This is a genomic window from Schaedlerella sp., assembly GCF_056796775.1.
The window spans coordinates 1-20,938 of record NZ_JBQIKP010000024.1; the positions used below are offsets into that span (position 1 = coordinate 1).

A 20,938-nucleotide genomic window follows, 5' to 3' on the forward strand; every position below is an offset into this window, starting at 1 on the left:
TGTGTATTCAGGGCAGCGCTCTGTTGGAGAATTACAGATATTGGGACAGCTTTTTCTGTACCGCATGCAGGTACTTGAATAATGCTTATCAAAAAACATTGACATACATGCAAATTGTATGATACTATATACGTGCAAAATACATGTATAAGGGGGTGAGCTTTTGCCACGAAATAAGTATCCAGAAGAAACAGTTCAAAAAATATTGGACGCTTCTTTAAAATTATTTTTAGAAAAAGGATATGAAGAAACAACTGTATTAGACATTATAAGTGAAATGGGCGGTCTGACGAGAGGAGCTTTTTATCATCATTTTAAGTCAAAGGAAGAAGTATTTGACGCTTTATGTGAAAAACTTTTTTATGAAAGCAATCCCTTTGAAAAAGCAAAAAGGCACAAAGAACTGAATGGATTAGAAAAGTTAAAGTGCGTATTAAGAACATCTTTTGATGAAACAGAACATCATCAGTTAAGTATGGCGTCCATGCAACTTATGGGAAGTCCAGCTTTTCTAAAAAAACTGATTGAAAGTAATCAAGAACTAGCACCTATGTATCAAGAATTGATAGAGGAAGGAATACAAGACGGTTCTATTCAGTCTGAACAGCCAAAATTATTAGCAGATTTATTTGTTCTTTTAACGAACTTCTGGTCGATACCTACTATATATCCCATGACTGCTGATGAAACATGGCAGAAATTTTTAATGATTAAATCAATTATGGATAATTTAGGTCTTCCAGTAATTGATGACGAAATCGCCAAATTATGCAAAGAAAACGCATAAAGTCGCACATGAAGATAAAATTGTCGAAAGGCAATTTTATTTTAAGCAAAATACATACACGCAACATGTATAATAGGAGGTTATTATGAGCATCTATATTAGGAAAAACAAGTTATTATTTATCTTAACAATTTTAACCAGCATAATCGCTTCTTTGGGTTATGTTTTTATAGCTGTCCTGCTTCAGCAACTATTAGATATAGCTATTGATAAAAATTTCCAGCAATTTTTAAGATTGGTTGTATTTTCGATTATCTATTTTGTAGTATTGGGATTTTCTCTTTATCTTCAATCTCTGCTCAGCAAAAAAGTAATATGCAAGATTATGTTTCAAATCCGTTCAGATGTTTTTCGGGGAACAATCAATCATAACATAGAAGATTTTGAAAAGAAAAATACCGCTGATTACATATCTGTCGTTACAAATGATGTGAAAATGTTGGAGGACAATTTTTTACTTCCTCTTTTTGAAGTAATACAATACACAGTTATTTTTATATCGTCTTTCGTGCTGATGATTTATTTTGATATCATTGTTACAATTTGCGTAGTAGCCGCGATTGCAGTTATGATCCTTGTTCCAAGCCTGCTCGGTGGAACACTGGAAAAAAAACAGAATATGTTTTCTTCAAAGCTGGCAGATTTCACAGCCAACTTAAAAGACATTCTGTCTGGATTTGAAATTATTAAATCATATTCCATGGTAAAAAGCGTAATACAGCGATTTGATAAAGTAAATACTGAAACAATCAATTCTAAATATAGTGTTGATAGATTATTTGCACTAAATGAGGGGCTCTCTGCTTTTCTAGCCCTTATGGTCCAGATTGTGGTTTTATTTTTATCTGCTTATTTTATTATCACGGGACGCATAACTGTGGGGACTTTATTAGGAATGGTACAAGTAAGCAGTAATCTGGCAAACCCTCTTATTATGATATTTACAAATGTTCCTAAAATGAAAAGTGTCCGACCTATTGTAGAAAAGTTGGAAAATATATCAAAACATTCCTTAACGCCACCCAAAAAAGAGAATATAGCCACATATAAATCTCATATATGCGCAAAGGATTTGTCCTTTTCCTATGACGGGAAAAAAGAGGCATTAAGCGGAATAGACTGTCTTATTGAAAAAGGTAAAAAATACGTTATTGTTGGAAAAAGCGGTTGCGGAAAAAGTACACTGATTAAACTCTTATCTGGTTACTACTCCACATACACCGGAGAAATATTGTATGACGATACGGAATATCATATGCTGGATAAAGATAACGTGGTTCAGTTGTCCTCAATAATTCATCAGAATATCTATATGTTTGATGAAACCATATACGACAATATCTGTTTGCATGAACATTATCCAAAAGAACGAATTGAAAAAGTTATAGCGGACAGCGGATTGACCGAATTTATATCAGAACTTCCACCTGGCTTGCAATATCAGGTGGGAGAAAATGGATCTAATCTATCTGGTGGACAAAAACAAAGAATTGCAGTTGCACGCGCCTTAATCAGAAATAAACCTATTCTGATATTAGACGAGGGTACATCCGCTATTGATATGCAAACAGCATATGATATTGAAAATAGATTATTAAAAATGGAGGATTTAACACTCATAACGATTACTCATCATCTAGAACCGAACTTGTTGGATAAGTATGATGAACTTTTTTATATGCAAAATGGCCGAATAAAAGAAAAGGGACGTTTTAAACACCTTATCAATACATCTTCTTGTTTTTCAGAATATTTTCATCTAAAGAAATAGAGGACAATATAGCGGATTTCAAAAGCCCATGCAAATATTTCTTTGCATGGGCTTTTTCTACTCTCCGTGTATAAACAGAAATCTTTCATATCTCATAAATCTATATCCTCTAATACTTCCGCAAAGCTTCTATATCTCTTTGTATTCGGGTCTCCGCTAGTACGCTTTGCTTCCTCCATTGCTTCAAGCACTTCTGGCTTATATCGCGGAATTCCAACACTAAAGGAAGTCATCTAATAGTTGCTGTTGCAATACATACAATTATGCCAATTACAATAGCATGTCTCTTCCAGGTCAGCTGAAGATATCCTACAAATTCACGAATCAAAGCATTCAATGTAAAATACCATTTCGTCTTTGCGCCAAACCCTACACATTTTATTCCTTGCTGTTTCGCTAGAATTAAGGCTCTGAAAACATGATAAGCAGTCGTAACTATAACTATTTTAGCATTCTCCTTATCTATCAACTCCTTTGAAAACATCAGATTTTCCTCAGTTGATACCGATTTTTGCTCTGTTATGATTCTTTTGTCATCCACTCCTTGATCGACCGCATAAGCCGCCATAGCCTCACTTTCCGGAATATCTTCGCCTGGCCCCTGCCCTCCGGACATGATCAGTACTGCATTTTGATTGCAGCGCAAAAGCTCTATCCCTCGATTAATTCGGTCCGCAAGCAGCGGCGTGACCTTAGTTCCAATAATACCGGAACCCAGTACAATAATATAGTCCGCATTCCTCTTCTTTTTCAGGTGAATAAGATTAAGAATTGCAGATAGTGAATACATTGCCATCAATGACAATACATATATTGCAGAAAAGCTAATAATTACGTAGAGTATTGTACTAAATTTTCCTTTTTCCAGACTCCCGATCACCGGCCAGGCAACAAGATATACAGACAGCAAGATTGAAAATAGCATAGATAATAAATTAGACGGTTTCATTCCCTCATGACTGATGATTTTTATACCTTCTATAAAGAACGTGACAATCAAAACCGCAGGAAATGCAATCACACTGACTACCGTCAAAATAAACAGAAAAACCAGGATTCCGATGATTGCGTCATGTGCCGCGAGCCATTCTGAATATTCGGATAATATAAAAAACAAAAAAACAGCCAGACATGTCATCATCCAGAAAAAGGAGACGCCGCTCCATAATGTCCTGGGATCACATAACATAATTCTCGCAAATATACAAAATGGTATTAAAAAAAGAATGAATGAAATCTGCCACATACCTGTATTACCCCTTTATCATACGATGTATTTTACTACAAATCAAAAAGAAAATCCTCATAATCTTTTACATAGTACCGGATATTCGTTCTTCCTTTTTGAATGATTGTATGGCCCTCTGTCTCCAGTTTTGATTTCTGCGCCTGCACACCGCCTGGATATTTGGGATTTAACTCCCCTTTTGCTTTCAGTGTCCGCCAGTAAGGCGTCTCATCCTTTGTTCTCTGATGGCTCGCCCATGCCGCAATAGAAACGAAAATACCTGCTGTAATAGGCTCCGTAAAATCTGCGCCACTTAACTTAGCAAAATGTACACGAATCTCTCCTACAGTGGTCACCTTCCCGTAAGGAATCTTCTTCATAATTTTATCATACTCAATTGGCGGCGCAAAATACATTCTGTCCCCACCATATTTTTTAATACTTTTCTGATCCGTAATCACTTGAATCTTCGGCATATCCTTACTTTCATGTAACATTGCATTAAAATCTTTTTTATCTTCATTCGCCATATTTCATACCTCCTGTCTAAATCATAGTACAATTCCTTTCCCTATGCAATGAGACAGTTTTAAAAATTATGTTTAAAATAAACTGTCTCATTGCAGAATGAAAAATATTCAAGTATGCTTATAAAACACGTGGTCGATCACTTTTTATTATTTTAACGCAAGGAGAAAAGAATTATGATATATTCATTTGAAATCAAAAAAAATGCCCCCATCCAAGCCGTTTCCATATCTTTTAAAGGCCAATACTGTGATATGGGGAAATATATAGGAACTCTTTATAAAGCTATAAGAGGACGTGCAACAGGCGCACCCTTTTGCTGTTATTATGAGCCTGGAAATCTGGAAAATACAGAAATTGAGTTATGTGTTCCTTTTATCGGTACTATTGCAGGCAATGACGTTACTGTTAAACAATTTCCTTCCACCAACACATTATGTACCCGACATATCGGAAGCTACGAAACACTAAACCAGGCATACCAGCAAATCCTTAAGTATGCAAAAGAAAATGGATATAAACTGCTGTCTCCTTCAAGGGAAATCTATGTAAAAGGACCTGGCAGATTTCTGAAAGGAAATCCCCAAAATTATATAACGGATATCGTTATTCCCATTTCGTAAGTCTACATTCCACATATAGAGACAAATTATTTCTGCCAGACAACATTTGTACCCCTGTTGCCTGGCAGATACGCACTGACTTTCCTTATTCTATTGTCTCAATAGAATCCACGATACTCATTTTCGCAATCCGCCTCAATGGTATGCACGTTGCAATCAGGCAGGCAAGCACAGACATTACAGCAGCCTCTGCCATGGAAACTGCAGGAATTGAAACAAGCTGGATGGTATCCGTACGCGCGGCTTCCACAAAAATAGTACAGATATAACCCGTCACACATCCGATAAGGGCAGCAATGATTCCATAATATGCCCCTTCCCACAGGAAGGTCTGATAAAGCACCTCATGACTCATACCGATCGCCCTCTGCATCCCAATCTCCGTTACCCGTGTATGGATATTCGTATAGACCGTATTCACAATATTCAAAAGGCCGATCAACCCGACAAAAAGGATCAATCCCCATGCCAGCATCCGTATCTGTTCATAGCTTTCCGCCAGCTGACGGTCCGTATCTTCATAGGAAAGATATGTGGTGCCCGGAATTTCCCGGCAAAGCGCTTCTACCGTCAGGTCAAACTGCTCCCTGTCCGCCTCCCTTTTCAAAACAGGACATATCTCCTGATATTCTTTTCTCCCTGTTAGTTCCGGGTAAAGCCGGTCAGACACAATTACCTGGATTCCGTTCGTGAACCCCTGATTCCCCACACTAGCAAATCCGTCTGTCCCGTCAAATGCCTCTATCACCGGCAGCTCTCTTCCATTTATAGAAACCGTTTCGCCTGCCCGGAATTCCGAATGCTCTAACTCTTTCCCTTCATAAACAATGGGGAACGGATTCTTTATAACGCAGCCTTCTCCTGCGTTGAGGCGCTTCATATCTTCTTTTGAAATTCTCCCCTGGGTATAATAATCCATATATGCTTCATTGAGGCCGACAACCTGGAGAGTTTCCCCCGGCTTTAATTCAAATCCCGGCGACATTCCGGAAATCAGTTCTTCCGTATCATAAAGGGAAAACTGAATGGCTGCTGCCGAATCCACCGCTTCGTTCCCCAGTAAGTTCTCTAAATCCGCACTGGTAAAGCCTGCCGTCTCATTTATAATGGAGTAATCCCCCAGCCGCATTTCTTCCATTAACTCCGCGGCATTTAAAAGGGCCGTAAAACTCTGCGTGGCAACAAATACAGTAATACTCATCACAAGGGACAAAATGGTGATAGCCGTCCGGCCGCGGCTGCGTTTCAGGTTCAGCCGGGCATAATATGCCGCGAAGTTTCGAATCTTTTTTGTTCTGCGGTTTCTGCGCCTGATTTTTGTGTCCCTTCCGGACATGGCCACAGTCGGCGCCACTTTTCCGGCATACCGGACAGCCGGAACAGCCGCGGCAAATGCAAAGAACAGGGTAAAAAGCGCCCCCACAGCGAGTAACAACGGTTTTCCAGAACTGTTCTCCTGTATCAGTTCCTGTAATCCTGCCGCATCCTGCACCATGAAAATCTCTGGAGATACAAGTCCTGTCGCCATCGAAAAGATCGTTTTTGCCGATAAAAACCCAATCAGCATCCCGATTGGAATCCCAATCAGGCATAGAAACAGAATCTGTAGGGAAACAATCCCGTAAAGCTGCCCTTTCTCGCCTCCAATGGCCCGCAGCACCCCGTATTCTTTCATACGTTTCGATACTGAAATCTTCAGCACATTGTAAATCACAAGGCCCGATGCCAAAAGAACGAGACCGCCGACCATAATACCGGCCAGTTGAAGAAACGAAACATCCATTCCGCTCTCCCCGGTTTCTTCCGTATCATCATACGGAATTCCTGCAGCAGACAGATAAACTATGTTATAAGTCACATCCAGCTCCGGAATCTGCAATCTTTCCGCCACATCCTCTACTGTACTCTGCATACTTTTTTTATCTGCCGTCCGAAAATTCACTACATAATACACCTGCCCGGACGGGAACAATCTTTCTGCCGTCCCCTCTCCCACTATCCCTGGAAGCATGCCGTAAGTATACGCCACATAATTACTCTTCGTAATTCCTGTCAGGATAAATTCCTCCGTATAATCCACTGCGGGCAGAATCCCATGCCGCCATGCTTTCGAAGCCGTCAGGGAAATCTTATCCCCGACTTTTCCCTGAAAGCCAAGAAATTTTAGCACATCCTCTGACAGCGCAATCTCCATCGGGCGTTCTGGAAGCCGTCCTTCCAAGAGTTCTGTAAAAGCCGGATACATCTCATAACTATGATCCAAATATTCTACAAGGCTAAGTCTAAGCTGGCTGTTCAGCTCTATCGTCCCCAGGTCAATCGCCGCGCCAATATAGGAAAAACGGGAATCAGATTTTATTGCGGCAAGCTGTTCTTCTGTGAGCTGCACAAAGGAACCGTACTTTTCCCCTGCAAGGGCAATTGCCTGTTGTTCCTTCATTGCATTTAAAATGCCGATGGACTGCCCGATTACAGTTGTTATGATCGTAGAGAGAATCACAGCAATCAGGATTAATATGGAAGTAACTTTCTGGGCAAGCAGTTCTTTCCACGCCAAAACACGATATGATTTCATGCTGCCACCTCCGAGAGAATACCATCTACGATTACAAACTGCCTGTCAGCCATCTTTGCAATCCGGTTATCATGGGTAATGACCACCAGTGTCTTATCCATCTTTCTTTGGACGTTCTTAAGGAGTTCCATGACCTCGCTCCCGCTTTTGCTGTCAAGATTCCCTGTCGGCTCGTCTGCAAAAATGATGTCGGGCTGCGCCGCCAGGGCACGGGCAATGGCAACACGCTGCTGCTGCCCTCCTGAAAGCTCATGGGGAAGATGGGCCAGGCGTTCCTGAATTCCAAGCAGTCCCGTAAGCTGGTCCAGATAGGTCTCTTCCGGCTGCTTCTTATCCAGAAGAATCGGCATGATAATATTTTCCCTTGCCGTCAGGACAGGCAGGAGGTTAAACTGCTGAAAAATAAAACCAATCCGTCTGCGTCGGAACGCAGAAAGTTCCTTATCATGAAAGCTATAAATATCCTTTCCATCATAAGTCAGGCTCCCAGACGTAGGCCGATCCAATCCTGACAGCAAATGTAACAATGTACTCTTCCCACTGCCGGAAGGCCCTATTATTGAAATAAAATCTCCCTGTCCAATCTTAAGTCCTGCCTTATCAAGCGCTACTACACGGTTCTCGCCACTGCCATAAATCTTCGATAGTTCTTTTGCTTCAATAACCATAAAAACACTCTCCTTATCAATGATAAGATGAGTATAATGGACAATTCTCAAGAAACGCTCAAGATTATGAAATGAATAAAATCAATTTATCCGAAATATTGCCGTTGCTGATGCCCCGCCGCCTGCCGGATTCTTTAATTCCAGTGAGCCTCTATGTTTCAGGCATAGTATCCGGGCGCTGTATAACCCCATCCCAAAATGCTCCGTTTCCTCACTCATCTTGCCAAAAGGCCTGGGGCCATCCCGAAGCAGCTTTTCCGGATAGCCAGGTCCATCATCTGCTACCGTCAGAAGAAGACAGCCTTCCCGAGCCTCCAGATAAACAGACAGGTTATTCTGGGCAAACCGGGCCCCATTTCTGATCAGGTTCTCAGCAACATTTAAAAATATTCCATGATCTAGCTTCACGTGCCCTGTCTCCGGTACAATTACCGACGTTTCCATTGCTGGCGCCAAAAATTTCACCGTATCCAATAATTCTGCATGAAGCTGGGAATATGCACATTCCCTTTCTTGGAACGGAAGCTGCTCCAATCTCTGGATTCCACTCATTGCCTCCACATAGTTCTCAATACGAAGCACATAATCCTCCAATCTTTCAAAAGCTTGTCCGTCCTCTTTGCCTTGCCGTATAAGCTTAATGGTTCCCTTTAATACGGTAACCGGATTGCGCAGGTCATGGGAAAATGCCGCATTCAACCGCTTCCTCTCCTCTGCCTGCTCCCATAACTCCTGATTTGCCTTAAGAAGCTCTGCACGCATAGTCTCAAAACCTCTGCAGATCTGTCCCAGTTCATCTTTTGAAACCTCTGGAACTGAAAAATCCAGATCATGGTTCAGGATACGTTCCGTCCCCTTTTGTAAAACAGCGATTGGCATCTTCAGCTTTATGTGGTAAAACAAAACCCCCGCTGCTCCCAATCCTCCGGCCGGGAGCAGGATACAGGCCAATAACTGAAGCACATCTATTATCTTTAAAATCCTTTGCTGGTCTTTTGTCGGCCCCTCCAGCATTATCGTTGTTCCATCCGACCGGATCTCGATTCCTCCGGCAGGATAACTGTCACGGATATTTCCACAGAATACGAGGAGCAGCAAAAGAATCAACAGGGAAACCATGATACAACAGACCGACAACACAAAAAATGCTTTTTTTAAATCCATATTTTTCAGGCGTTCCATTTATATCCACACCCCCAAACAGTTTCAATATAGCTGTGAAATGTGTATCCGGCCAGTTTTGCCCGAATCTTTCGGATGTGCTCCATCACCGTGCCACTGTTTCCGTCACCGTCAATTCCCCATATTGCTTCATAGATCCGTTCCCGGTCAAAAACCTGCCCTGCATTCATAGAAAGAAGTTCCAAAATGTCAAACTCTCTTTTTGTCAGCGAAACTGGCTGTCCACTTACTGATACGGCTCGGTTTCCATAGTCAATGGCCAGCTCACCAAAAAAGCGGACGGTCCGATTCTCCATCGAACGCTGTTCTCTCCGCAGGTGCGCCGCAACCCGTGCCCCAAGCTCATCTAAGTCAAAAGGCTTTACAATATAATCATCTGCCCCTGCCCGAAAACCTATGATCTTATCAGCTGATTCAACGCGTGCCGTAAGAAACAGAATCGGACTCGAAACAAACTGCCGAATCTTCTTGCAGACCTCCAGACCATCCATCTCCGGCATATTGATATCCAAAAGAATCAAGTCCGGCTTCCCTGCCAGCTTTTGGAGCGCTTCCCTGCCACTATAAGCTGTAAGCACATCATATTCTGACGCAAAATAGCTTTTTATCATATCAGTAATTCCAGGTTCGTCATCCACAATCAAAAGAGTATACCGCCGCATCCATCTATCCTCCACACATTTAATAAACCCATTATAACCAGCAAATTCCAAGAAATGCTCAAGAAGTGACATACAGCTGTTATTTTTGTGGATAATATCTGCCGCAAGGCATTTTCTATACACTTTATACATTCTCATATTTGACGGACTGCCGTCCTCACGGAATCCGAATCTCCACCTCTGTCCCCTCCCCCGGCGTGCTGCTGTATTTCAGACCATATTCCATACCGTACATGAGCTGCAGACGCCGATGGGTATTGTACACCGCAATATTGGTCCCAGAGCTTCCCTCCGCAATCTTTTTCTCAGCCAGAATGTTCTCCAGTATATCCGGCTGGATCCCCACCCCATCGTCCGAGATCAGGATCACAATCCCATGCTCTTCCTCCCAACCGGTAAGCACGATGGTTCCCTCCTTCTCCTCCTTTTCCATGATGCCGTGGAGGATGGAGTTCTCCACCACCGGCTGGAAGGTCAGCTTCGGGATCGGGCGTTCCATCAGGCTGTCCGGCATATCCACAATAAAATCAATGTTATCCGCAAACCGCATGTTCAGCAGTTCCACATAGATCGACACATGCTCCAGCTCATCCTGGATGGTGCTTAAGGACTGCTTCCGGCTCAGCGTCAGCTTGTAGAACCGGGACAGCTTCTGCACGGCCATGGTCACCTCCTGGGAACGTCCCTGCTGTGACAGCCAGTTGATCATATCCATCGTATTATACAGGAAATGCGGATTCATCTGTGCCTGCAGGGAATTGAACTCCGCGATCCGCAGGTCCTCCGCCGCCTTTGCCTGCTCCTCCACCAGGTCATGGATGATATGGGTCATATAGTTGTAGGAATCCACCAGTTCCCCAATCTCGTCCTGGGCATCCGAATCCGGCAGCGCCGCCGGAAGCCCCAGACGGCACTTTGACATCTGGTCGATCACTGCCGACAGGCGATTCGTCAAAGACCTGGACAAAAGCGTGGCGATCATAAAGGACGCCAGGATGCACCCCAGATAGACCAGCCCGAACAGTCCGATAAAGATCCGGCTCTTTTGGATCAGCGGTTCCGATGGGACCGCCACCACCATAAACCAGTCCGTATTGCGGATCCGGTTAAACCCGGCATACACATCCTCACCCAGAATGTTTTTGGAGATGAAATTGTTCGAGGACATGACCGATTCCTGCACCACATCGTAGCTGAAATGGTACGTCCCTGACAGTGCGATATCCGTCGTGGCAACCATGCTGTCCCGATTATTGATGATATAGGCCACACTGCTGTTGGAGCTCATATTATTTTTCAAAAGCTCGTCCAAGTGCTCCTGTGAAAAATAAACGGCAAGATAAAACGTGATCCATCTTCCTTCGTAGACTGTCCGACCTCTGGTAATATAGGCAATATCCCCGTATACACTCTTCTCATAGGTACCCAGATAAAAGGACGGGCAGAACAGCTTGCTGGTGGAAGGCTCTCCCGCAAAGATCCCGTACCAGTAAGTCCTACGCACCCGGTCCATGGGTTCCGCCAGAGGCCCCAGGGCGCTTTCCGAAAAAAACTCTCCGCCGTCAGGGATATCCACATAAAGGCGGATATCTCTGATCATTCCCCCCGTTGCCAGGCCCTCCGCTTCCTTTCTGAACGCTTCTGCTTCTTTCGAATCTACAAAGGACTCCAGATCTTCCGTTCGTGCCGGATTGACCAGTTTATTGTAAAATTCATGCTCTGTAAGCTGTCCATTGGCAGCTAGGATATCCGCCACTGTCTCCTCGATCAAAGGCGCGGTCTGAATGGCTGCCTCCTGCTCCTTCCGCACGGTATCGGCAACGATCATGTCATAGAGCTGTGTAAAAAACAGCACCGGTATTGCCACCATCGGTATCGTAACAATGACAAGATGCGTGATCGTCAGCTTGGTCTGAAGCCGTAGATTCCTGTAAAAACGCGTGATTTTATGAAAAAGAATTCCCATTGTCCGGCCTCCCGATGCCCGTATCCATTTGTGATAATCACCCCAACATCTTTTCCCTGTATTTCGAAGGCGTCAGCCCTGTAAACTTTTTAAAGCTCTTGCTGAAATAATTTCCGTTGCTGTATCCCACCTTGGCGGAAATGTCCGCGATCTGGTTCCTGGCGTCCTCCAGCAGGCGCATCGCCTTTTCCATACGGTATTCGGTCAGATACTGGTTCAGCGTCTGCCCGGTCTGGTTCTTAAAATATGTACAGACATAGGATGCGGACAAATGCACATAATCGCTGATCTCCTTGATGGATAGCAGATCGCTGCCGTAATGCTTTGCGATATATTCTTTGATCAGAAAGATCACATTATCCTCCGGAACAGAAAGCTCCAGCCGCTGGAACATCAGCCTGGTCCGCTCCTCCAGAGTATGATGCAGTTCCTCGTAGGTAAAGCAATTTTCCAGATATTCGATGATGCTTTCGCTGGAATCCGTCCCTGCGGAATCTGCGGAAAGCTTCCACTTCTGCCGGCAGTCATTTAAAGCGTTGAACAGCCGGTAATATGCGTCCTTGATCTGATTCGGCAGCATTCCGTAGTTCTTATAGTATTTCTGATGCAGACCGTCCAGGAAGCTCTGGCATCGGTTCTGATCCTTTGCCTCCAGCGCCTCGGCAAAGCTTCCCGTATCATTTTCCAGCCCCGCCGGACCTTCCGCCGCAAATGTATATCCCCCTCCTGTATCCTCAGATGTCAGCAGTGTGCCTGCGTGAAAGAAAAAGCTGTTCTGGATGGCGACCACCGCCGAAGCATAGGAATGATATGCCCTTGCGATTCCATTCACCGTGTCTCCCCGGCTCATGACAAACAGTCCAAAGGGTCTGAACTGCTCTTTGAAGAAAAAGTCAATAGAAGACAGTACGGCCGCGGACGGCACTCCGCCCTCTCCAAACACATGGAACACATGATGCACCGCATGCATCCGGATATAAACCGAATTCATGTGGAAATTTTTCAGGAAACCCTTCAGATTCTCCCGGATTCCCTTGATCAGCACCGAGATAGGTTCCTCGGTCCGCAGCTTCACGATATACGTCACAAAGCCGCTTTCCGGCGACAGACGAAGGGAGAGTTCCCGCAAAAGAGCTTCGATCTCTCCGCAGTGATCCCTATAAGGCTTCGTCAGCAGAAGCGCGAGATTGGATTCCGTTTCCATGGACAGCAGATCCTCATTCTGCCTGGACCGCAGCACCTGCTGACGGCGGCGGATGGCCTCCGCCACCGTTTTTTGAACCTCCTCCGGGTTCAGCGGCTTTTCTACATAATCAATGGCTTTCAGCTTAATCGCGGCTTTCAGATATTCCTTATCTGAATAGCCGCTCATAAAAATAATGCTGGTGTCAGGCAGCAGCTCCGTCAGCTTTTCCACCAGCTCGATCCCGTTCATCCGCGGCATACGGATATCGGATAAAATGATATCCGGCTCCTGTAGCTTTGCGATATGTAAGGCACGCAGGCCGTCATCCGCCTGAAAGATCTGATAGATCCCCATGCTTTCCCAGTCGATTGAGGACGCCAGCCCCTCTCTTGTCAACAGTTCATCATCCGCAATTAACAGCTTCATTCTATTCCCGTCCCCTTTGCACACAAAAGCCCTTCCGGGCATTCCGCCAGCCAGTTCATTTTTTCATTTTAGCAAATCCTCCGGAAAATTGCCACAAAAAAAATTTACCCTTAATCGAAGAAAATTGCTGTTTTATGTCAATCCGCCTGCTGATAGAATAGACTCATACGGAAAGCCTGCCTCAATCAGTCTTTCCGCATATGTGAAGGCATACGGGAAATCTGCCGCCGGCAGCTTTTCCGCATCCTATGGGATCAAAAAGAAGGAGGGTAAAGCAGGTGTCGGATTATGTTTTGGAATTAAAAGGAATTACGAAAATATTTCCCGGCGTAAAGGCATTGAACAACGTGCAGTTCCAGTTAAAAAAGGGCGAAGTTCATGCGCTGATGGGTGAGAACGGTGCCGGAAAATCTACATTTATAAAAGTCATCACCGGCGTTCACAAAGCCGAAGAGGGCGAGATGTTCTTAGACGGCCAGAAAATAGATTTCAAAGGGCCCAGGGACGCGCAGGCCGCGGGAATCGCGGCCGTATACCAGCATCCCACATCCTATCCGGATCTGAGCGTCGCGGAGAATATATTCATGGGTCATGAGATCATCAAAAACGGCATGATCCAGTGGAAAAAAATGAACGAAGAAGCCGCCGCGCTTCTGGACCAGTTAAACGCGGATTTCAAATCCACGGATGAGATGGGGGCACTCAGCGTCGCTCAGCAGCAGATGGTAGAGATCGCCAAAGCGCTCTCCACCAATGCGAGGATCATCATCCTGGATGAGCCTACGGCCGCGCTGACCAAGAATGAATCGGAGGAGCTGTACCGGATCGTGGATAAGCTGCGGGACGACGGCGTGTCTATCATCTTCATCTCCCACCGTTTTGAAGATATGTACCGCCTGGCCACCAGAGTCACCGTATTCCGGGATTCCCAGTATATCGGAACCTATGACGTAGACGGGATCACCAACGCAGATCTGATCAAGGCCATGGTGGGCCGGGAGATCAAGGACCTGTTCCCGAAGCCGGAAGTCAAAATCGGCGCGGAGGTTTTGAAGGTCGAAGGTCTTTCCAGAATGGGGTATTATAAGAATGTCTCTTTCAGCGTCCATGCGGGCGAAATCATCGGGCTCACCGGACTGGTCGGAGCCGGACGTACAGAAGTGGTGGAGAGTGTATGCGGGATTACGAAACCGGACGAAGGAAAGGTGTATCTGGAAGGGAAGCCGATCCAGATCAAGCAGCCCTCCGACGCCATGAAGCAGGGCATCATCCTGCTTCCTGAGGACCGGCAGAAGGAAGGACTGATCATGAGCTGGGGGCTGGGAAGAAATGTAGTCCTCCCCACCATGGGCAAATATGCGAAGAACGGTTTCAACGATGAAAAAAAGGAACGCGAGATTTCCAAGCAGCTTCTGGAGGACGTAGATACCAAGGCTGTGACCATCTTTGACCCGGCCTCCTCCCTGTCCGGCGGGAACCAGCAGAAGGTAGCGGTCGCCAAGGCGCTGGGGCAGGAAATGAAAGTGGTCATCATGGACGAACCTACCAAGGGCGTCGATGTCGGCGCAAAGGCTGAGATCTACCAGATCATGGGCGACCTGGCGAAAAAAGGATATGCCATCATCCTGATCTCCTCCGAAATGCCGGAGATCTTAGGCATGAGCGACCGGATCATCGTCATGTGCAACGGAAGGGTAACCGGGGAATTGAGCAGAGGCGAGGCAACCCAGGAGGGCATCCTGGAGCTTGCCATGGAAAAATCAAAGTAAGGGGGAAACAGGGAAGATGAAAGAGAATAAATCAGTCTTAAAGAAGATTACCGATTCCCGTGAAGCGAGCCTGCTGATCGTACTGATCGTCCTTTGTATCGTGATCTCGCTGCGGAGTCCTTCTTTCATGACATTAAAATCCATTTCAGATATGTTGAAAAATAATGCGGTCATCATGATCATGACCCTGGGAATGCTGGGAGTACTGCTGATCGGCGGAATTGATATCTCCATCGCTTCCACGCTTGCATTTTCCGGTATGTCGGTGGGTATGCTGATGAAATACGGCATGGTGCAGAATACATTCGTATTATTCCTCATCGCCATCGGGATCGGCGCACTGTGCGGGCTGCTGATCGGGCTGATCATTTCCAGAGGAAAGGTACTGCCGATCATTGCCACAATGGGCTTTATGTATATATACCGGGGGCTTGCCTACATCATCGCCAACAGCCAGTGGGCCAGTGCGGAAAATCTGGGAACCTTTAAGGACTTTGCACTGGGAAGCGTACTCGGAGTGAACAACGTCATCATCGTTATGGTGATCTGCTATATCATTTTCTTCATTGTCATGAAGTGGACCAAGATCGGAAGAATGGTCTATGCGGTGGGAAGCAACCGGGAAGCGGCCCAGATCTCCGGTATCAATACGGCAAATGTGGAGCTGCTGGTCTATACGGTGATGGGTACGCTCTCCGGACTGTGCGGCGCGCTGGCGGTTTCCATTTACTCCTCTGCGCAGCCAAATATGCTGTACGGCAGAGAGATGGATGTCATCGCGGCCTGCGTCATCGGCGGCGTCAGCATGACCGGCGGCCGGGGAAGCGTAGCCGGAGCACTCTTAGGCTCCCTGATCCTGGCGATCATCGCAAAGGCGCTTCCGCTTGTAGGAATCGAAGCGATCGCGCAGAACACGGTAAAGGGCGTCATCATCTTGGTCGTGATCGTGCTCAATGTCATCACGCAGCGCATGATGGATAAGAACAATCTGAAAGGGAGGGAGATGTAACTATGGCTGGAAAATCCGGAAGAACGATTGCCAATGTCCCGGAGAAATCTCTGAAAAAGACATTATTCTGCTGGGAAGGCATGTTAGTCGTATTGTTTATCCTGATCAATATTTTTTGCGCAGGTATCTCCCAAAGCTATCAGTTCAGCAACGTTTTGAGAGAAATGCCGAAGTACCTGACAGAGATGTTCCTGCTGTTTCCGATGGCATTCATCCTGGTACTCGGTGAGATTGATATCTCCGTAGGCGCTACGGTCTGCCTGTCCGCTACGATGACCTGCATGGCCTCCAACAAGGGACTTCCCTTCGGGATGGTAATCCTGGTCGCGTTACTGGTAGGTACGGTGTGCGGCCTGGTGAACGGGCTGATCCTGACCAACTTTCAGGAGCTGCCGCCCATGATCGTAACGCTGGGAACCCAGATCGTATTCCGCGGGATCGCGGAGATCGCGCTGGGAAGTGGCGGATCCATTTCCCTGACCAATGCGGACGGCTTCCGCATGATCGCCGGGAAAGTCGGGATCATTCCCTACATTTTCTTTGTCGTGATCATCATGGCCGTATTGTTCAGCGTGGTCCTGGCAAAGACTACCTTCGGCCGGAGCGTATATGCCATCGGTTCCAATCGGCTGGCGGCATACTATTCCGGAATCCATGTGCAGACCATCCGGCTCATCATCTATACCGTGATGGGATTCATGGCCGGGCTGGCAGCACTGTTTTTGACTTCCGTCCTTTATGGGGCGAACACCACCACCGGAAACGGATTTGAGATGGATGCCATTGCGATGGCAGTATTCGGCGGGATCTCCACTTCCGGCGGAAAAGGAAGGCTGCTGGGCGGAATCATTTCCGGCTTTACCATCATCTGCCTGCGGATCGGCCTGGGCCAGATCAACATGAACCCACAGCTGATCCTGATCATACTGGGAATTCTGCTGATCCTGGCGGTACTGCTGCCGAACATCTCAGCAAAACTAAATGTAAAGAAGAAAGCATAAAGATCATCTGTTGTATTATTTGTTATATTGAAACCTTTTTATACCAGTTATTTCATGATACCAGGTATCCGGGCCTGATTCGGCGGATAAACTGCTTATATTCAGAAGTCCTTGCCAGAATACCCACAGGGAATCCTTTCATGCATACCCTGTGTGGCGGGCGGGCTTCATTCGATAAGGCAGATCTGCCGGACAGGGGATACTTTGTATAAAAAATCATATTCCAGGGAGGAAAGAAGCATGAAGAAAAAATTATTAAGCGCTTTATTGTGCACAGCTATGGTCGCTACATTGGCAGTCGGATGCGGCGGCGGAAACAACGACAGTGGGAATGCTGACAGCGGCAGCAGCAGCGAAGCTACTAACGATGCAGGCGACGACGCGGAAGAAGCCGGTGACGACGGCGGAGAAAGCGGCAGCGGTACATATGCGATCGTTACAAAATCCGCGGGAAACCCGTTCAATGAGAAGACAGCCGACGGTTTCCAGGAAGTCATCGAAGCAGCAGGCGGCACGGCAATCGTAAAGCATCCGGAAGCTCCGACAGCGGACGCGCAGGTTTCCGTAATCCAGTCCCTGATCTCCCAGGGTGTGGACTCCATCTGTATCGCAGCAAACGATGAGAACGCGCTGCAGGCAGCTTTGGAAGAAGCAATGGACGCAGGCATCAAGGTATGCTGTGAAGATTCCAAGACCAATCCGGACAGCCGCCAGGTATTTGTAAACCAAGCAGGTGTACAGGAGATCGGACAGGCTCTGATGGATGCCGTACTTGATATCTCCGGCGGAGAAGGACAGTGGGCAGTTCTGTCTGCTACATCACAGGCGGCAAACCAGAACGCATGGATCGACGCAATGAAGGAAGTTATGGAAAGCGATGACAAGTATTCCGGACTGGAGCTGGTAGAGGTTGCTTACGGCGATGACGAGCCGCAGAAATCCACCGACCAGACACAGGCTCTGCTTGCAAAATATCCGGATCTGAAAGTGATCTGTGCTCCGACTACCGTTGGTATCAATGCGGCAGCTAAGGTTCTTCAGGATGAAAAGTCTTCCGTGAAGCTGACCGGCCTCGGACTTCCGTCTGAAATGGCTGAGTACATCGGCGACGATGACGACCACTCCTGCCCGTATATGTATCTGTGGAATCCCATCGACCTTGGACGTCTTGGAGCTTATACTTCCATGGCACTGGTTGACGGAACCATCACAGGCGCAGAAGGCGACAAGTTCACCGCAGGCGACATGGGCGATTATGAGATTGTTGCGGCAGATGACGGCGGTACAGAAATGATCTTGGGCGCACCGTTCAAGTTCGACGCTGACAATATTGACGAGTGGAAAGACGTATATTAAAAAGCAGAGGTTTCAGGAACATTTCTGAGATATGAAACAGAACGAAGAACGCAGCGGTCATGCCTGCGTTCTTCGTTTTAATACCTGCCAATATGCGGATTACTGCCGTACATCCACAAGTCCGGTCTCTATCATATCCTCGCCAAATTCCATCATTCCGCCGGTTACACATACATTCAGATATATATCTTCCAGATCCGGCTCATTTACGATCCAGGCATGCCGGGTCTGAACAGATTCTCCCGGTTTTAATGCGGAAATATAATTACCGCCGTTCCCATAATCCGCATGGGGCGACCAATATTTCTGACTCCAGGCAGCTCCGCTCTGCACGATATCGTCGTATGCCTGGCCGGATTCCCCGCAGGTACCGCCTCCGGCAATGTCACAGAGTCCTTCCGTATCATAATAGGTATAGATGCGGTATTCACTGCCCTGCTCTCTCAGGAGCAGAAGGTTCCCCTGATAAAGTACGTTGTGCAGCTCCTGATCGCCGTTGTTGGTATACGTTGTTGTCACAAGCACCAGCTTCTGGCTGACCTCTTCGGTCCCCACAACTTCGTCCAGCGTATTCACCCCATCCCCCTTCTTGATATAGGATAACTGGTTTTTCATCAACTTTCCGTTCTCTCCGACTGCATCTTTCCATTCGTCCGGGATATATTCCGCTTCCAGAAGGGACAGGTCGTCCAGAACTTCTACAGAATCCACTTTAGCCGTGATCTCCATCCCCAGCTCCGAAGCCCATACGTGATTTCCATTTAGATCCTCGCCTGCCATATCCAGCGGAAAGGCGTTTCCAACCTTATGAAGCTTTAGATCTTTTTTCAAAACGGCAGTCATAATCTCGTCGGAATCTCCGACCGGGTTCTGCTGGCTGATATATTCGCTCCAGCTCCACACTTCGGATGTATCCAGCATTTCCCCTGTCTCCTGCAGCGTGATGCCGGAAGCCACCTTATATGCGTCTTCCCTGGATACTTCTTCGCTTATATAAAGGATCAGGATTCTGTACAGCTCCGGATAAAGCAGATAGATCCTTTGTGAAAAACCGGAGTCCATATTATAGCGCATATAAATTCCTTCATGTTCTCCAAATTCCTGCTTTTCCTTCTCCACAACATTCGTATCCGTGATGTTCAGCCCGTCGCTTTCTTCATCAAGCAGAAGTGTGCTAAATGTAATTCCGCCTGATCCCGGGCTTTCCTCAAAGTCCAGGTGGCTTTCGTCCCTCCAGCACATCCCCTTTGGAATGTAGTCCGCCTCAAGCCTGACATCCGCAATCTTTTCCGGCAGAGAAATGCTTTTCTCCTCGTCCGCGTCATGGATCACGCGGGTTTCAACACTGTATTTTCCTTTCTCTTCGATTTTCAGATGATACATACTCACCGCCGCAAACGCAGCCGTACCGATGATCATACAGGCCGCCAGCACCGCGGCTGCTGTCCGTCTGATCGTCCATGGGCGTTTTCTCTTTCTCCTGATTCCTGCTGTTTCTCCATGGTTTTCCGTATTACTTTTGATCTGTTTTTCTACCTCATTCAGGATCATCTGATGGATAAATTCCGGCGGCTCCGGATACTGCTGTTTTAAATCTTCCAATCTCACCATTCCACCTCCATATAATTGAGTGTATTTCTAAGCTTTACCCTTGCACGTGCCAGACGTTTCTGGACAGCGCCCTCTGATATTTCTAAAATTGCCGAAATTTCCCGGATACTAAATTCCTCCACATAATACAATGTGGTTACGATCCTCAGTTCCTCCTTCAAGCGTCTGAGCGCTTCGTACAGCGGGCCGTAATCCTTCCTCTCCGGCGCCTCCATGGCTGCTGCTTCCGGGCAAGCCTCCAGAGACACCTGCCTGCTTCCTTTGCGGAGAATATTGTAGCATTCGTTCATCAAGATCCTCATCAGCCATGTTCTGGCATACTTTTCCTGTTTCAAACCATCCACCTTTCCAAAAGCCTTGACAATTGCCTCCTGTATCGCGTCTGCGCAGTCTGCATCCTGTTTCAGGATGGACTTTGCCGTAGCATACATTTGTTTTTCAGAAGCAAGGATCAAGTTTCCCAATTGTTCCTTCGTCACGCATTTACATCTCCCTTCCGCCGGCCGGCCTCTCATTTGTATTACACCTATTAGACGTTTCCGTGACAAAAATATCCCCACTTAAATGAAAAAAGAGACCACTGGATTCAG

The 20,938-nt window shown here is 46.4% G+C and carries 17 protein-coding genes; 7 read left to right on the plus strand and 10 right to left on the minus strand.

What is annotated here, in order from left to right:
• Positions 1 to 163 precede the first annotated feature (163 nt).
• Positions 164 to 787, plus strand: coding sequence for a TetR/AcrR family transcriptional regulator (locus tag ACTOY7_RS11860; protein WP_482672449.1), 624 nt, complete (start codon positions 164 to 166; stop codon positions 785 to 787).
• A gap of 85 nt (positions 788 to 872) precedes the next feature.
• The gene (locus ACTOY7_RS11865) at positions 873 to 2,558 is read left to right on the plus strand and encodes an ABC transporter ATP-binding protein (RefSeq protein WP_482672190.1); all 1,686 of its coding nucleotides are present in this window, start codon (positions 873 to 875) and stop codon (positions 2,556 to 2,558) included.
• A 229-nt stretch (positions 2,559 to 2,787) separates the two neighbouring features.
• Here ACTOY7_RS11865 and ACTOY7_RS11870 read toward each other — a convergent pair whose 3' ends face one another.
• Complete coding sequence (locus tag ACTOY7_RS11870; protein ID WP_482670655.1) at positions 2,788 to 3,804, minus strand: YdcF family protein; 1,017 nt, start codon at positions 3,802 to 3,804, stop codon at positions 2,788 to 2,790.
• A gap of 35 nt (positions 3,805 to 3,839) precedes the next feature.
• A complete protein-coding gene (locus tag ACTOY7_RS11875; protein ID WP_482670654.1) occupies positions 3,840 to 4,316 on the minus strand; it encodes an MGMT family protein in 477 nt (158 codons plus the stop codon).
• Between the two features lie 174 nt (positions 4,317 to 4,490).
• Between ACTOY7_RS11875 and ACTOY7_RS11880 the strand changes: the two genes are divergently transcribed.
• Complete coding sequence (locus ACTOY7_RS11880) at positions 4,491 to 4,937, plus strand: GyrI-like domain-containing protein (protein WP_482670653.1); 447 nt, start codon at positions 4,491 to 4,493, stop codon at positions 4,935 to 4,937.
• A gap of 85 nt (positions 4,938 to 5,022) precedes the next feature.
• Here the strand turns inward: ACTOY7_RS11880 and ACTOY7_RS11885 are convergent, their stop codons facing one another.
• From ACTOY7_RS11885 to ACTOY7_RS11910, 6 genes are all read right to left on the minus strand, one after another.
• Positions 5,023 to 7,512, minus strand: coding sequence for an ABC transporter permease (locus ACTOY7_RS11885; RefSeq protein ID WP_482670652.1), 2,490 nt, complete (start codon positions 7,510 to 7,512; stop codon positions 5,023 to 5,025).
• Positions 7,509 to 8,180, minus strand: coding sequence for an ABC transporter ATP-binding protein (locus tag ACTOY7_RS11890; RefSeq protein ID WP_300825777.1), 672 nt, complete (start codon positions 8,178 to 8,180; stop codon positions 7,509 to 7,511). Before ACTOY7_RS11890 ends, ACTOY7_RS11885 begins: the two co-directional genes overlap by 4 nt.
• An 81-nt stretch (positions 8,181 to 8,261) precedes the next feature.
• On the minus strand, positions 8,262 to 9,362 hold the full coding sequence (locus ACTOY7_RS11895) for a HAMP domain-containing sensor histidine kinase (protein ID WP_482670651.1): 1,101 nt from the start codon (positions 9,360 to 9,362) through the stop codon (positions 8,262 to 8,264).
• The gene (locus ACTOY7_RS11900) at positions 9,350 to 10,024 is read right to left on the minus strand and encodes a response regulator transcription factor (RefSeq protein ID WP_482670650.1); all 675 of its coding nucleotides are present in this window, start codon (positions 10,022 to 10,024) and stop codon (positions 9,350 to 9,352) included. Before ACTOY7_RS11900 ends, ACTOY7_RS11895 begins: the two co-directional genes overlap by 13 nt.
• A 157-nt stretch (positions 10,025 to 10,181) precedes the next feature.
• Positions 10,182 to 11,990, minus strand: a complete 1,809-nt coding sequence (locus tag ACTOY7_RS11905; RefSeq protein WP_482670649.1) for a cache domain-containing sensor histidine kinase — start codon at positions 11,988 to 11,990, stop codon at positions 10,182 to 10,184.
• Between the two features lie 37 nt (positions 11,991 to 12,027).
• Complete coding sequence (locus ACTOY7_RS11910) at positions 12,028 to 13,602, minus strand: response regulator (protein WP_482670648.1); 1,575 nt, start codon at positions 13,600 to 13,602, stop codon at positions 12,028 to 12,030.
• A gap of 278 nt (positions 13,603 to 13,880) precedes the next feature.
• Between ACTOY7_RS11910 and ACTOY7_RS11915 the strand changes: the two genes are divergently transcribed.
• The 4 genes from ACTOY7_RS11915 to ACTOY7_RS11930 all read left to right on the plus strand — a co-directional run bounded on the left by ACTOY7_RS11915 (position 13,881) and on the right by ACTOY7_RS11930 (position 18,737).
• Positions 13,881 to 15,371, plus strand: a complete 1,491-nt coding sequence (locus tag ACTOY7_RS11915) for a sugar ABC transporter ATP-binding protein (RefSeq protein WP_482670647.1) — start codon at positions 13,881 to 13,883, stop codon at positions 15,369 to 15,371.
• Between the two features lie 16 nt (positions 15,372 to 15,387).
• A complete protein-coding gene (locus tag ACTOY7_RS11920) occupies positions 15,388 to 16,380 on the plus strand; it encodes an ABC transporter permease (protein ID WP_160281763.1) in 993 nt (330 codons plus the stop codon).
• A 2-nt stretch (positions 16,381 to 16,382) separates the two neighbouring features.
• A complete protein-coding gene (locus ACTOY7_RS11925; protein ID WP_160281762.1) occupies positions 16,383 to 17,381 on the plus strand; it encodes an ABC transporter permease in 999 nt (332 codons plus the stop codon).
• A gap of 240 nt (positions 17,382 to 17,621) precedes the next feature.
• Entirely contained in the window at positions 17,622 to 18,737 is a 1,116-nt protein-coding gene (locus ACTOY7_RS11930) for a rhamnose ABC transporter substrate-binding protein (protein ID WP_482670646.1), read from the plus strand.
• Between the two features lie 99 nt (positions 18,738 to 18,836).
• On the opposite strand, the gene ACTOY7_RS11935 is transcribed toward ACTOY7_RS11930, so the two are convergent.
• The gene (locus tag ACTOY7_RS11935) at positions 18,837 to 20,348 is read right to left on the minus strand and encodes a hypothetical protein (protein ID WP_482670645.1); all 1,512 of its coding nucleotides are present in this window, start codon (positions 20,346 to 20,348) and stop codon (positions 18,837 to 18,839) included.
• The gene (locus tag ACTOY7_RS11940) at positions 20,342 to 20,827 is read right to left on the minus strand and encodes an RNA polymerase sigma factor (RefSeq protein WP_482670644.1); all 486 of its coding nucleotides are present in this window, start codon (positions 20,825 to 20,827) and stop codon (positions 20,342 to 20,344) included. The genes ACTOY7_RS11935 and ACTOY7_RS11940 overlap by 7 nt, the downstream gene beginning before the upstream one ends.
• Positions 20,828 to 20,938: the final 111 nt, after the last annotated feature.

What these genes read in the sequence shown, in the direction of transcription:
- ACTOY7_RS11890 (WP_300825777.1), bottom strand. Translation starts at nt 8,180, where the DNA reads ATGGTTATTGAAGCAAAAGAACTATCGAAGATTTATGGCAGTGGCGAG.
- ACTOY7_RS11895 (WP_482670651.1), bottom strand. Translation starts at nt 9,362, where the DNA reads ATGGAACGCCTGAAAAATATGGATTTAAAAAAAGCATTTTTTGTGTTG.
- ACTOY7_RS11865 (WP_482672190.1), top strand. Translation starts at nt 873, where the DNA reads ATGAGCATCTATATTAGGAAAAACAAGTTATTATTTATCTTAACAATT.
- ACTOY7_RS11935 (WP_482670645.1), bottom strand. Translation starts at nt 20,348, where the DNA reads ATGGTGAGATTGGAAGATTTAAAACAGCAGTATCCGGAGCCGCCGGAA.
- ACTOY7_RS11885 (WP_482670652.1), bottom strand. Translation starts at nt 7,512, where the DNA reads ATGAAATCATATCGTGTTTTGGCGTGGAAAGAACTGCTTGCCCAGAAA.
- ACTOY7_RS11900 (WP_482670650.1), bottom strand. Translation starts at nt 10,024, where the DNA reads ATGCGGCGGTATACTCTTTTGATTGTGGATGACGAACCTGGAATTACT.
- ACTOY7_RS11880 (WP_482670653.1), top strand. Translation starts at nt 4,491, where the DNA reads ATGATATATTCATTTGAAATCAAAAAAAATGCCCCCATCCAAGCCGTT.
- ACTOY7_RS11875 (WP_482670654.1), bottom strand. Translation starts at nt 4,316, where the DNA reads ATGGCGAATGAAGATAAAAAAGATTTTAATGCAATGTTACATGAAAGT.
- ACTOY7_RS11930 (WP_482670646.1), top strand. Translation starts at nt 17,622, where the DNA reads ATGAAGAAAAAATTATTAAGCGCTTTATTGTGCACAGCTATGGTCGCT.
- ACTOY7_RS11920 (WP_160281763.1), top strand. Translation starts at nt 15,388, where the DNA reads ATGAAAGAGAATAAATCAGTCTTAAAGAAGATTACCGATTCCCGTGAA.
- ACTOY7_RS11870 (WP_482670655.1), bottom strand. Translation starts at nt 3,804, where the DNA reads ATGTGGCAGATTTCATTCATTCTTTTTTTAATACCATTTTGTATATTT.
- ACTOY7_RS11925 (WP_160281762.1), top strand. Translation starts at nt 16,383, where the DNA reads ATGGCTGGAAAATCCGGAAGAACGATTGCCAATGTCCCGGAGAAATCT.
- ACTOY7_RS11910 (WP_482670648.1), bottom strand. Translation starts at nt 13,602, where the DNA reads ATGAAGCTGTTAATTGCGGATGATGAACTGTTGACAAGAGAGGGGCTG.
- ACTOY7_RS11905 (WP_482670649.1), bottom strand. Translation starts at nt 11,990, where the DNA reads ATGGGAATTCTTTTTCATAAAATCACGCGTTTTTACAGGAATCTACGG.